We start from the raw sequence: 13,253 nt of genomic DNA, 5'->3' as shown, positions 1-13,253 counted from the left end.
AGGATGACGTGCTCACTCGAGCCGTCGAGCGCGCTAGAGCAATAGAGACACTGCATCGGTTAGGCGATCTCCCGGATGCGAGGCTGTCGGTCCTTGTTGCTTGGGAACGCGCGTTTTGATCATGGCAACGGCTGGGGCTTTAGAAAGCCCCGCCGCCGTCCATCTTCAACGACGGATTCGAGAGATTTCAGGCCTTCGGTTGCGATATCGATGATTGACTTGCTGAGCAGGTAGCGTAGTATCTCCGGACGCTTCGCGATGCGCGAGTTCGCAGCTAACGCCCTCTCGTGCAAATGCAATCCCGAGAAGCTGAACTGTCCTTGGCGAATGCTCATCGTCATTCCAACGTTGAGAGTCTCATCATGAATATCAGCGTCGCGTAGATGGTGCAGTGCTTCGAGCGTCATATCGGCGTCGATCGCTCTCCGCCATTCTGCCGTGCCCTGAATCTTCCCGGAAACTCGATTGACATAGTAGCGGGTAGTTCTGTGCGCTGACAAATAGGCGGAAAAATTGTACTGAAACATCTTGACGAATGCTCTGCCTTCACCCTCGAAGGGACGTCTCAGAGATCGCACGTGCTCCACGTGTTTAGCGCGCAGCAGGTCCATTGCCTGAAGAAAATATTTCGACTCGTTGATTTTCTCCTCGACATGGTCAAAAAGAAATACCTGCTCATTCGTCATTTTGTCACCGATTGCGAGGCTGGTTTAGCAGATCGTTCACCGTCATTGCAAGAATACAGGAGAGCCAGACACTAAAATATTGTGCATGTCGAGACCGCGCCGTTCGATGATGTCGGCAGCAGCGCCCGCGGCGCTCTCGCGCAGCTTTTTCGCGATACGCGTCGTGCTATCAACCAGTTGGACGGACGCAGCACAATGAGAGCGAAAGAACGAGTCCGCATTCGCCAGATGTCCGGCCAAGAAGATTCCAAATGCTAATGCCGGTTCCGGGAGTACAGGCCAAAGATGAGAAATCGTCGACTGATGCTTCGTAGTAAGCATAGCGGCTATGCCGACACGGGGCAGTCCCCCGTATGCCACCGTACTTCCGGCACTGCAGACGTTTAGAACAAGCAATCGTCTGCGATCGTGAGCTAACGGTAGGTTGACGAGATCACGCACATGAACGGCGCCATCCTGCAAGATCTCTAGCGAGTTCTCGTCGGGCGCGTGAGGGCGCCGCTCTCCGTGACCGATTACCCAAACTACGTCGAAATCGGCTCTAGCGTAAAAGGACAAGAACCGATCTTTATCGCTTGCTTGACTACTAATATGCAGCTCGCAGCTCACCCCTGCACTTTGAAAACGATCGCGCACGATTTCCGCTTCCAAATCACCATGGAGTAAAGGGCAGAGCCAAATACCGACCTTACGGACGACGCTTTCGCTGTCCGGAAGCACAAGAGACGCGGAGATTGGCCACGCTCGTTTTGTGCGTCGTAAGGAAAGTGACTGAAAGGGGAGCGATCCGGAAATGAATGGCACTGCCGGAGCGTTTGCAAAAACGTCTTCGGGCAATTCGGAAAAAGCGAATAGATCAGTTAGGATTCTTTCAAAATCGCCGCCCATCGTTAAATCAGGACTACCAGTCAGGCGGGGATCGTGCGGTCCGTCCAGACCGGTATAGCCGTCATGTGTGATTACGACGCGCAACCCACGGTTGACGGCTGCAACTGCGTCTCGTGGCAATGACTCGTCATGCGTCGCCATGATAAGGGAATTCTCATCGGCCCAAATTGTCTCTCGTTGTAAAAATGGCAACACGAATACCGCATTTACGAGCCGATCATCAAATAGGATCTCGTACCAAGCGCTCAGCAACTCTATGAGTTCGTGGATTCTTTGAGTTCGGATCAGGATAAGAACGACGGGGTAAAGAGTAATGAATGCTTGCTCGCGCCATTGTTCGCGTTCGAATGGTTGCGCGTGGGTGGCCGTTGCTTGATATTCAGAGATCGCTGTCAGCAGTCGATCTCGGTACGCATCAAATCGGTTCTCTTCGGAAATTAGCGCAACGATTGCACGAAGACGTATCGCAGCATCAGCCGTTTCCCAATGTCGGTCCACGATCGTCCGGGTCCACTCTATGGGAGGTTTGCTCGAATGGCGCCCAACAGCGGTGGATAAGGTCGACGCAATGCGCGCAGCCCCACCTAGGGTCCCGTCGCCGTACATCGACTCCAAAAGATGCGCGAGTTCTCTTGCATCGTTGTGGTCGTTGGCGCCCGCCCATTCAGCCATACGGCAGGCTGCCGCTAGTGCTTCACTGTTACCCGTCGAGGCAGCGAGGCGAACAATGTGTAGGCAAAACGGAAAAACGAGTCTAGCGAACTCTACAAAGGATTGCGTTCGGCTGCAATACCAGAATACGAGCGACGTCCATTGGCAAAGAAGATGCAGCGCGTTGAGTTCGATAAACGCTTGATCGGAATTGAGGATAGCTTCCAACCGCTGCACGTCGGGAGCGCCAAACGTGGGTTCCGGAGCAAACGACAGTTCATCGCTTACTGAGGCAATGAGCCAATCGCCCGCACGTGCCAGCTGGCCAGTCGTAAGACAGTGACCAAGAGCGTTTACGGCAACGCTGACCTGAAGGAAATTCAGAGCGTCTTTCTCGGCCGGATCTTCACTTTGAGTCTTGCACTCGACGATTTCGCGGATGAGCGATTTCGTCGTTGTCGACATCTTCGGCATATCCGTCGCGAGTTCGTCCTGAAGGGATACCGCCGCGCGGAAAAGCGCTTCATGAGTGCTGGTAACGCGCAGCGAACACCGATGATTCAAGACCTCGTGTGCTGAGCGTTCGAGCGCTGTCACGAGTGTCGGGAAACACTCCCGGATGGTCATCTTGTAAAAGCCTCAACACGGGTAACGACGCCCGGTCCGTTGCACATTTGTCTTCAGTCCGTCTATCACGCCGTTGGAACAAGGAAGCGGTTGACTCTCACGGACTGTTGAAAGGCGCGGCGCCTATCGAGATGCCATACGTGATTTTCGTTGTGTGAACTGGCGTCGTCGGGATCGCGAACGAGGAGGATGGCGCCAACATGCCCAGCGACGCACCAGGTCCAATTGTATTGTAGCTACCGTACTCCCATAGCACGTTGAACATGACGCGCCGACCGATACTAAAGCTCGCTCCGTAAAACCCAGAGAACGAGCTGGACGAGCCGATCCCGCCGGTCGCGAATAGCGCGCTCTGGCCGGAGACCGGAAACACGTAGTAATGGAACAACGCTGCCCCATATAGTTGCCCGGGCTGATTCGACTGATAACCAACATTGTAGGTAGACGTCGACGATCCACCCGATGACGTCACTGTCGGGACGAGCTGGTACGTCTTCACTGGAATTGTAGAGTATCCACCGCCAGCGCTGAGAACAAGGCCTCCCGGGCAGTCGACGGTTCCGACCGACTGGTTCAACGCGCTGAACGCTGGGGTGATCCTCGATGGCGCCGTGAGCACGAGCGCGTGGCTAATGGCGTCAATGTTGTACGGGTTGCAATAGACGTCGACCGAGACCCAGTCATGCGTTCGATCGAAGTCGGAGAACGGTTGGATTGCCTTAACGAGCGTTGCAAGAGCACTTCCATTGGAGCCTGTTATTGCTTGCGATGAAAGATCAATCCGTGTGAGTCTCGCCCGAAGCGTAGCCGCATCGTTAATGTTTGGAGTCACATTCGGGTTCGTTGCAGCGGTAAATGCCGAGACGTGCGTGTCGATGTCGTTTTGTAGCGTGTTTAACGTGTCTTCCCACGTCAAGACCATGGCGTATAACGCATTGACGTCTGTAATTGCCTCGGCGCCTAGCTTTTTCAACTGAGGTGCTCCGATGCATGACGACTTCTTGCCGACAGGGAGAAGAGCAGGCGTCGAGGCAGCGCCGCTCGTCAATACTTGCGCAACCGCTGCGACTTCATTGAGGCACGTCAGGTCGGGAATACGGAGGTGATCCGTTCCCGGCGTTATGGAGAGATGCTGCTCCTTAGCGAGCAGCAACGCATCGCTTTGGTATCGCGCCGCATCGATCGCGATGCTGCTCTGCGCCGCGTTCAAGTATGCAGACCATGCGGTGAACGAATCAAAGACGAGATCGTGAAACGACTGGCCGTGTGCATCCGCCGCCTCAAGGTTTGCCAATGACGCAGTACATTCGTTCAGAGTTCGGCAGCGTAAACTCGCCACGGCGCCGCCGCCCCGCGCGTCAAGAACGGCTTTGGCTTGCGTCTGCGCGGCGGCGTTTGGCCCTACGCCGACGTTCGGAAGGGAGTTGAACGACGGCAGAGGGGACAACGTCGTCGTCCTTGTGTCTTGAAGGTTTAAAAAGTCGTACGCAATCGGATTGATCATGACGACCGAAAACGTCTGCCCCTTGCCGGTCTCGACGATGTGGTCGCCCAGTACTTGGGTCGCGACTTGAGTGACGGTAGTTTTATGCGCCAGAACGGGGACGTTCGTTGGCGAGGGAACGATATCGGTCGCGTAGCTGTCACCGACCGACCCGAGCACACTCGATACAGCGATAAATGAGCATAGCGCGGATCGAAACAAGCCTTTGCTAGCGGCCTTCACCGTCGTCGCGTCCTTTCTGTTTAGAAATGGAGCTAACATTTGGCTCACTTATCCTTGCTAACCGTTACGACGGTCGCGGCGCTGAGAAGAGTCGTAGTAGATCCCGTGATGTAAAGATCGGCTATCGTGAAGTTAGTACCGTCATCACACGCTATCGCGCGAAGCGAGGAGCCTTTTGCGATCGGCAGGTTGGTGGCGGATGCACCCTGATCGACCCACAGCTCGAAATGTTGGGCGCCATTTTGCACTGCGACTCGACGACACGTCGCTTTTCCAGCGTTCGCGTATTGAAATGTAATGCTGAGCTGCGCGTCCTGTCTAAACGTTGCTGACTCTTTGGCAGGGAGCACGAATGCGAACGACGTTGGCGTGCTTGCCGGCGCCGGGCTAACGTTCGATCCTTGTGTCCCAATCGTGACCGCAATGACGATGGACGCGACGACGCACAGTCGTAAAACGCGACTGTTTATCATATAGAGTCTCCTCCGGTTGCGCGAATATGCCCGTCCAGTAAACTGACGATGCCCCGAAAACACCGCTGTCGGGAGCAAGTGCCGACACTTCAGCCGAAGGTCTATTGCTCCATGTACATCATAGCGTTTTGCGCTCTAATCCTGTTATCAGTAACTCCTGACCGATGTCCGCGAAGTAAGGTCAAGTAAGGACCAAATCGAGGAATGGCATCTTTTAACGCACTGTCGCCACGTGATTGGAATTGAAAGTGTCTACACTCTAGCTTGACGCGATGCGAAATAGACGGCTGAAACGATCTGCCGGAACAGTCAACGCGATTAACGTAAGCGCTCTCAGTCAATCAACAATTTGCTGCGCTCGAGGACTTAGATGTTCCGGACGCAATCCACCGCTGAAGAACAAACGACAGCGCTGAGGGAGTTGTAAGGCGATGTATTGCCAAGGAGCCGACGGCAAACAATTTAAAAACGCGATATCAGAGCCGTCTTAAGCCGAGAGACGTCGAGCGGAAAGAGCCTATCGGGGGCTTGAGATGGTTGCGACCGGAAAACGAACAGCATCTTCTTATGAGGGGCGAGATAAAGCGGCGACCTGGGCGAAGGAAGACGCGTGCGTTTTTGAGCCTCGTTGGTGAGATGCTCCCTTGGGAGTCATGGTCGGAGTTGCCGGATAATATTTCGGGCGTCTACGTTCTCTTCGATTCAAGCGAGACCGCGCGTTACGTCGGCATCTCAAACAATGTGCGAGAACGTCTAGGGACGTATTTTCAGGGTGGTGTCAGCGCCGACGACCAGAAGCGGCAGCTTACGACATCGTTCAGTGTTTTCATGGTGGCCGGCATCAAGCACGCCAGGGAACTGGAATCTCTGCTGATCCACGTCCTGGGGCCCGCGCTCTTTCTCAACAAAGCCAAGCAACGTAAATTCAGCATACGGCCAAATGAGAAAGCATTTGAACCGGGTACGTTGCTGCTTAGACGAAAGCGCAAAGAACCGATCACAATGCAGACGAGAAGCGAGTATTCCAGAGCAGTCGAAGCCATTAGCGCCATGATTGGGTCATGACTCCGTGCGCCGGCATTTCAAGATTACGCGTTTAGCCGCGTCACCAATGTTTCGAGCGAAGAGAAGAATGCAGGGTCGTCAGCAACAAGCCGCTGATGGAACGCCGAGATGTCCGCCGCACAGAGACTTGCTACGATATAATCGACGTATGCGTCAGCATTCGGCCCCTCGTCAGCCGCCTGGTTGCATGCGCGTGATAGCTCTGCATTAAGAACCTGCAAGAACATGCGCTCATCTATTGGATCGATAACGCGTAATCGTGTATTGGGATTGAGACACGCACCAAGATAGCGCCGCAAGACGCGCAGTTCGGCAGTCTCTTGCACGAGGCCATCACGCACCGACGCCCGCCGCAAGAAGTAAAGTATCTCGGAGGCATCGAGCGGTATGAAAAACAGACCACCCTTGCGGGCGCTATGCAGGATCTGATAATACCGACCGTCTGGGAGTTCTGGTCCCCGAAGAGCATTTAGCAAATCGAGAGTGGACACCACGAGGGCGCCTTTCCCAGTTCTCTCATAGCTCGTAACGACTCGATCATCGACAGCGAGAATTTCATTTTCTGCTGCCGTATCGAGCAGAGTGGCGAGAGACTGTGCGTTGAAATTAGACGGGTCAGCAATCTCGATCTTGCTGGATCTCTGCTCAAACTTGTTGGTACCGATGTTATCGCGAACCACCGGAATTAGATGCTTCAGAGTATCCGCAAGTTGAGTCCGACGCTCGGCGTCCTCAATTTGCTTTTGCAAGAACGCCCGATCCTGTTCCAGTAAAAAAAGGTTATAGCCGGAATTTAAGATCGGGCCCAACAGTTGCGCTTCGTCCAAGTATTCGAGAAGAACGATCGAACACAAAAGCTTTTTTCTGCCGGACAAGCTTGCGCCAATCGGCGCTTCGCTACCCGCCGTGCCGGAGAGTGCAAGTGCTTCGTCGGCCTGCCATTTCGATATCACACCGACTTCCAAGAGTTGGTTTATAAGCGAGACGAGATTTAGACCGAAACTCCGCGCCTCTTTGGTAACGGGAACAGGCATCGCGGTTGCGGTATCAATCGTCGGGAGCGGTGTCGCGAATAAGCCGCCATTGTCACGTGCCCATCGGAATGGGTTGGAGGCCGCAACGATCTGTATCCCTCCTCCTTCGACGCTATGCTTGATCCGTTCAAGGCTATCCATTCTTGAAGGCTGACCCACGGAGATCTGATCGAAGGCGTCGTGAAGCACTATGGTCGTCTGCACGGGAATCGCTATAACGTCGAATGCATCCCTGATGATATCGAAGGCATCAAGAGACTGTAGCATCATCAGGGCAGTAAGATCTAAATTACATACACGCGCGGTAATTGGCCCTTTTAGTAGTGGCCCGCGGCTACCGTGGCGGACATAGATGTTCGTCCACTGCGCAGGTGGAACGCTCGCGTTTAGCTGCGGTTGCATGTAGTGAGACATGAATAACGGCCATCGGATGGCGTCCCCGACAATATGAATAGCCGCGCGCCCAAATCGATATTGCTCCCCCATGTATTGGTCGGATCGGGAGCTCTGAGCCACGACCTCTCGGACCTCCTCAAAGGAAGCGCGCTTTATACCGCTGGCCTCATTCGTAGCGATTTCCTGCATGCGATGCACTAGCGTCTTCGTGCAAGTCTCTCTACCTACGCGGTAAGCAATCGAGAGTGCGAGACCGATCAGGTCATCCTTAACACCCAACGCGACTGCCTTATCCCAGAGCGCAGCTGCATCGTCCGGGTGCGTGTTCTGGAGCCACGCGGCGAAGCGCAGGGAAATATCAGAAGTCAAATCTCCAGCTTTGCGTAAAGCCCGTGATAAGGTGGCTATACCATTATAATCGCCGCTCTCAAATAGCATGCGACCATACAAATCGCAGGTAGCAGCACTCTGATCATCATGAAATAGCGCCTCCATCGCGCGGAGGGCTTCAGCTCTCTTGCCTACGGCACGCAGAGAGCTTATATGAGCGTTGCGGAACTGGCCGTCTCGGTTTAACCTCGTCCACGTTCCAACATCAGCAAAGATCTTGAGAAATCGATCATATTGCTCCGTATTGTATAAGGCCTGAAGTACCAGTTGATAACCAAGTGGCGTATGAAAGCTTCTCATGATCTCCGCGGACATGCCCGCTACGATCTGCCACTTTCCATCCTCAGCCGCCCGCTTGACCCTATCAATCGAAATCTGCGTTGTATTCTTGTAACGCCCATCTGTGTCAACATCGATGCCCTGCTGCTGCGCCTTTAGAATCTCCCGTAATCGCGCAAATGACGCGTAGTCTGTATCCTCCAGAACCTGAATTGCCTCGTTATACTTCCTTTGCATCGCGTACACTTGAGCTAGCAAAAGCGTCCGCCGCGTCCGATCAGCGCCACTCTCTGAGACGTCGGCCGCCGATAGGACATCTGTCGCGTTTTCAAATTGCCTTTTATCTAAAGCTAACCACCCTACCGTATAGCGTTGTTGGCTACTGGCAGTTCCGCGCTCAACACTTTCATTCGCGTTCTTTAGCCATGTTGTCAGATCAACCGCCAGTCCAAATCCAGCTGTCCAGATGGCGGCGCGGTGATTAGGCGGATCGCGCTCAAGTAACACCTTTGAGTATGCCGCCGCCTCTTCCGATCGATTCGGGTCCTGTGAGAGACACGCGAGCCTCCATAGCTCAAGCTCCGCAATCATTGGGTCGCCTTGCTCGAGCACCGCTAGACATTCAGTGAACATGTCTCCCGATCGGCGAAGATGATTCAGGGCATCTTCGTCTGCGATAATGTACTCGCGAGGAGCCGGCTCAGGAGCGTCGTCGAGACTGACGGGGATAAAATCCTGTGGGACCGACGCCATGAAGTTCACAGTGGCCAACGTCACGTTTACAAATAAGTGTTTCGGTCTGAGCTGATAGGCGCGCTTCGCCTCGGCTTCGGCAAGCTGCCACTGGTGTGCCGCGAGCCGAAGCATCGCGAGTAGTCGGTGTAGTTCGACATTATCGGGATACCCATCCGCAACGGCGTCGATGAGTGATGCTGCACTTGCAATATTCCCTTGAAAGTAGAGCAACGTTGCCCGGAACAGTGTCGTCTTGATACCGCCCGCCTGCAGTAGGCTCAAAGCGGAATCGGGCCCGTCCTTATGCAGCCTGATACTTGCCTCAAGAATGTGTTGATCCTCAGACTCCTCCAATTCTGCGGCTCGAGCGGCGAGCTGTGCGCTAAGAGCAACATCGTGGTCGATATTCAACGCCAAGAATGCACGCGTGCGCAGGAGACCGGCCTGCACGTTTGCCTCCGCCCGATCAAAATCAGTCGTTCGTAAGAGCGAATCAACTTCACGGAGGGCGGTCATGCGCCGTCCTTCATCGATATGCGCTCTTATTGTTACGAGATGTTCAGACGTCAGTTCCGTCATCGCTTAACCACCTGCAGATTCCAAGAGTTTCGTCTTAGCTTTCTCATGTGAGTAAATCACGGTCAAGACTGGTCTTTTTCAGACGCTCAGGATCAAAGGAGAGACCCAGTGCGCTAAATCGGCTTTGCACGGTCTGGAGTAGCGCATCAGACATTGTTTCTCGCATCCCCGGCCCCGATACGATCTCGGTGAGTAAGCCGTCCAGCTGGGCTGCAGTTAGCGCTTTCTGTACGTAGCGATCTCTAGCTGCCGCTGCAAGCACATTGACGGACCTAACTTCCCGTTCTTCTGCATACTCATTTCGCTTATGAAAGAACAGCGTGTGTATATCCGCAATCTCTTTCGGAAGTTGCTCATAAACAACTGATCCAACGACTGCTCCCGGCTCGTCTGAGAAAATTGCTCGCAAGTTACCAACCGTAGTCACGACCGCCACACAAACGCGATCGCGGCCATATACGCGCCACATCGGGAACGATTCTTGTCCAGGATATGCGAACCAGCACGTTACAAGCGAGTGCTGGCGCGCAGCTAGAATGACTGCCTTTGATTCAACCCCGACGGGATGCGTCCCGGCCTTATCCATGAATGTACGCGGTCTTACGTTGAGTACACGAATGACGTTGGGCGCGAACGCAACCGTCTCGTAACCGTATGCTCCCTCCGACCCATCCTCAAATGCATCAACTCGAGTTTGACAGAGCGTAGAGCTCATTAACATTTCCAGAAATGGTCCGAGTGGCATGAACCGCCAAAGGCGAAGATCATCGTCTAGTCTCGCAAAGCTACGTTCGGGCGCCGGCGCCCTATTTGCACCAATCACTCGCACAGAATGATCATCGCGCCGTACGCGCGTGCGCCCGTAAGTGCGTTCATATTCACGCGTGGAGGCGTATCTATGACACTACGCCTTGCCGTGCTGCTGCGGTCGAGGCGGCATATGTCGAATCAAATCATTTCTCAATTGCTGAAATGTGTTTACACCGAAGTTAAGGGGACGATTAGGCTGTTCTAGCGGGTTCTCACGCGCTGAGCCATGAAAAATGTCCGCATAAACTGCTGCTACTTGAGATCGCGCAGGTTCTTGAAACTCATCGAGGGTCTCCTTGCCATAGCCTGGCACCATAGCCACCGAATCGGCGAAGCTCTGATTACGTGGTAGGTTGTGCTCCTTGAGCAGCGCTGCAGCGAGCGAGATGAGCAGCACTTTCGTCATTGGCAAATCCTGCAAATGCTTCAGAACGATATGATGTCCGAAAGCGTTGGGTGCTGGGTGTCGGTACAGGGTAAATGCCGCACTGTACATTCCAAAAAGAAAGTCAGTCGATAGTCGACCCTCCATCAGGAAGAGTGCCGATGTCAGGTCGGGGACGTCGCGAGCCGACGCTTCAAGGCACAGCCGTTGATAGAGGTCCAGAATTCGGCTCTCGAAACCTATTGGTATCGACTTCCAGCAACATGTTGCACGGAAGCCCTTAATCTGTTCGTTTGGCGGGATGTTCGGAAGTGCGTCTTCAAGAGATCTGAGATCATAGTCAGAGAGCACGGGTAAACCAGGTCCGTCGTGTGAGAAGAGCGTCTCCATCTCGAGCTTCGTATCGTGTGCCTTGACGGCAATCCCAAGATCGGCCAGAAAAAGGTCGAAGGCTTCCGCAGGCGAGGTCACGTCATACAGCTCGCTCGTATGCACGACAGTTATCTCGAGTTCGCTCGCCTTCTCGCGGAGGGGTGGCGATATGCCGAACTCCACAATGACGCTTTCTTTCATGGCGTCGGGATACCGTGTACGCATATCATCGAGTAGATCGAGAATGTGCGGATCTTGCAGCGAATAGCCAATAAACAAGAGGGACTTTGCTAGCACGTCAGCCCTCAGAAGCACGTGCATGAAGCTGTCGCCGTCTGATGCAAGCCGCCGTTTATAGTCATTGGAAGTCCAAACGAGCAAGTCTGGATGCCGCAGATCGCCGTGAAACTTATAAAGTGTCGGCGCGCCCGACTGACGGGCTTTAAGATCTTCCTGCACAACTACAACGTGTAGTCGCTTATTGTATGTCCGGTAACAAGCCTCCGTAGCATCGTCGACGTTCGTTGTGTAATAAGATGGGAAGCGCAACTCCATCATTGCGAGCTGTGCGTATCCTGCCTTGTCGTCCCACTTCAGGATCGTGAGATGACATCTGAGAAAGTCGACAAGTTGAGCGCGTCCGAACCTCTCCTCATACTCCTGCGCAATGGCCGTGTAGCTTGTTGAAGTACTAGAGCCAAGCGCCGCCCGCGTGTGTTCGGTGATCCCTGCCCAATCGTTCCCTGCGAGCAGCTCTCTCGAGCAGCCGGCCCCAATGAACGGGACAAAGCTTCCATCAACGATTCGCTGGGCGAGTCGCGTAACGACGTCAGGGTCCTTCGCTCGCAAAGTCGTCAGCAACTCAGTCTCTTGGCCAGCCGATCGAACGAGAACGATGAAAACGATCATTGTCGTCGATCGTCACAATTCGGTTGGATACACGATATGGATATCCGAGTTCCGTCGTAAGGTATTCCGCTTCGTTTTCATTCCATTTGGGAAACGCATTGACGGTCGCGTATTGACGATAAATGCGATCGGATGAGTCAGAAAACTCGATAACGGCTGAAACCGGTTGCTTCATGATTTCGAAGTATGCGTATCGGTCATCGAATCGGATGCATTGGTCGGCGTGAACGCCGGGTTCCAATTTCGTCACACGGTATACTTTCAGCCCCGGCATGAAAACGGCTACATCCTGTGCCGTGGTAGAACCGGTATTGCGCAGCGACCATTTTATCGAGAACGTGTGATCTACAAATCCCGGAGTGAACCACTGTATCTCGAGGGTTGGCTTCTTGGTAATGCCGGTATCGTCCAGAACATCGTAAGGCGGGTTGTGGCCATTCGGAACATAGATACTCGGTTCGAGCTGCGCGACAGCGCGTGGCCCGGGTTCGATGTCGGTCTCGAGCTTGGGCGGAGGTAGCTCCTGTCCCGTTAGTAGCTCGTGTACGACAGCACGTACGATGTCTTCTCCGCTTAGGAGCGCCGAATCAATGTTGGTATGTGTCGAGAGCATTGCGTGGTCACGTCGAAGGTCGGCTTGCGACATCCCATAAAGGACGACGATGATACGACGATCCTTATCGAACGAGTTGAGATGTAAGATCGCCCCCAGTTCATTCTTTGCAAAATGTTTCTTGAAGTATTCCGGACTTGCAAAAATGAGGAAGCTGCGTGATTCGGTTACGCCTTCGTTCATCGCGACGAACGCTTTAGCTCCCATTTGCATAAGATTCCGGTCGTACCAAACCTTGATATTGCCCGCTTCCAACGTTGCGACGATTGGATCGATGTACGTTGCATCTTCTGAGGCATGAGAAACGAAGAGGTCGCATTGGTACTTTTTGACCGGCTCGGACGACAACAGAAGATCGGAAGCTGCCGCATCCTGATCTTTAAGCCATTGTTCGAGATAGTCTCTGCCGCTGGTGGTGACGCGTACCCGGGCACCGCTGCGATTAGCGCCGGATCGAACTTCAATAAATCCGTCGCGTACAAGCTCGTCGCATTGTTGCAGCACATGATCCAAAGCAGTCTTCAGCGCCGTCGCAATGTCCGTGTAGGCCGCCCACTCGTACTCGCTACGTCCACCTTCTTGCCGTCGGCGCAACTCAGCGAGGATCGCAAACCGCAGATCGTCCTTCATTTCGC

9 protein-coding genes are annotated in these 13,253 nt (G+C 53.9%); 1 reads left to right on the top strand and 8 read right to left on the bottom strand.

From position 1 onward, the window contains the following. Positions 1-119 precede the first annotated feature (119 nt). The 4 genes from VGG22_07925 to VGG22_07910 form a co-directional block, all read right to left on the bottom strand. Entirely contained in the window at positions 120-686 is a 567-nt protein-coding gene (locus tag VGG22_07925; GenBank protein ID HEY1728284.1) for a hypothetical protein, read from the bottom strand. Between the two features lie 42 nt (positions 687-728). Continuing rightward, a complete protein-coding gene (locus VGG22_07920; GenBank protein ID HEY1728283.1) occupies positions 729-2,852 on the bottom strand; it encodes a hypothetical protein in 2,124 nt (707 codons plus the stop codon). 97 nt (positions 2,853-2,949) lie between these two features. After that, positions 2,950-4,515, bottom strand: coding sequence for a hypothetical protein (locus tag VGG22_07915; GenBank protein ID HEY1728282.1), 1,566 nt, complete (start codon positions 4,513-4,515; stop codon positions 2,950-2,952). Between the two features lie 107 nt (positions 4,516-4,622). Beyond that, positions 4,623-5,051 (bottom strand): hypothetical protein, encoded by a 429-nt coding sequence (locus VGG22_07910; protein HEY1728281.1) that lies wholly within the window; start codon positions 5,049-5,051, stop codon positions 4,623-4,625. A 618-nt stretch (positions 5,052-5,669) separates the two neighbouring features. On the opposite strand from VGG22_07910, the gene VGG22_07905 reads away from it, so the two are divergent. After that, positions 5,670-6,116: a GIY-YIG nuclease family protein gene (locus VGG22_07905; GenBank protein HEY1728280.1), complete on the top strand. Its 447-nt coding sequence runs from the start codon at positions 5,670-5,672 to the stop codon at positions 6,114-6,116. 23 nt (positions 6,117-6,139) lie between these two features. Here the strand turns inward: VGG22_07905 and VGG22_07900 are convergent, their stop codons facing one another. The 4 genes from VGG22_07900 to VGG22_07885 all read right to left on the bottom strand — a co-directional run bounded on the left by VGG22_07900 (position 6,140) and on the right by VGG22_07885 (position 13,248). Further along, entirely contained in the window at positions 6,140-9,529 is a 3,390-nt protein-coding gene (locus VGG22_07900) for a hypothetical protein (protein HEY1728279.1), read from the bottom strand. Between the two features lie 43 nt (positions 9,530-9,572). Further along, positions 9,573-9,965 (bottom strand): hypothetical protein, encoded by a 393-nt coding sequence (locus VGG22_07895; protein HEY1728278.1) that lies wholly within the window; start codon positions 9,963-9,965, stop codon positions 9,573-9,575. Positions 9,966-10,433: 468 nt separating this feature from the next. Beyond that, the gene (locus VGG22_07890) at positions 10,434-12,005 is read right to left on the bottom strand and encodes an SIR2 family protein (protein ID HEY1728277.1); all 1,572 of its coding nucleotides are present in this window, start codon (positions 12,003-12,005) and stop codon (positions 10,434-10,436) included. After that, entirely contained in the window at positions 11,959-13,248 is a 1,290-nt protein-coding gene (locus tag VGG22_07885) for a TIR domain-containing protein (protein HEY1728276.1), read from the bottom strand. The genes VGG22_07890 and VGG22_07885 overlap by 47 nt, the downstream gene beginning before the upstream one ends. Positions 13,249-13,253 lie beyond the last annotated feature (5 nt).

The organism is Candidatus Baltobacteraceae bacterium (assembly GCA_036489885.1).
Taxonomy (GTDB): Bacteria; Vulcanimicrobiota; Vulcanimicrobiia; order Vulcanimicrobiales; family Vulcanimicrobiaceae; genus JAFAMS01.
Note: the sequence above shows the minus strand (reverse complement) of the source record. Positions and strands in the feature narration are given on the sequence as shown.

Coding starts and splice junctions, on each gene's coding strand:
- VGG22_07910 (HEY1728281.1), bottom strand. CDS start 5,051: ATGATAAACAGTCGCGTTTTACGACTGTGCGTCGTCGCGTCCATCGTC.
- VGG22_07900 (HEY1728279.1), bottom strand. CDS start 9,529: ATGACGGAACTGACGTCTGAACATCTCGTAACAATAAGAGCGCATATC.
- VGG22_07890 (HEY1728277.1), bottom strand. CDS start 12,005: ATGATCGTTTTCATCGTTCTCGTTCGATCGGCTGGCCAAGAGACTGAG.
- VGG22_07885 (HEY1728276.1), bottom strand. CDS start 13,248: ATGAAGGACGATCTGCGGTTTGCGATCCTCGCTGAGTTGCGCCGACGG.
- VGG22_07925 (HEY1728284.1), bottom strand. CDS start 686: ATGACGAATGAGCAGGTATTTCTTTTTGACCATGTCGAGGAGAAAATC.
- VGG22_07920 (HEY1728283.1), bottom strand. CDS start 2,852: ATGACCATCCGGGAGTGTTTCCCGACACTCGTGACAGCGCTCGAACGC.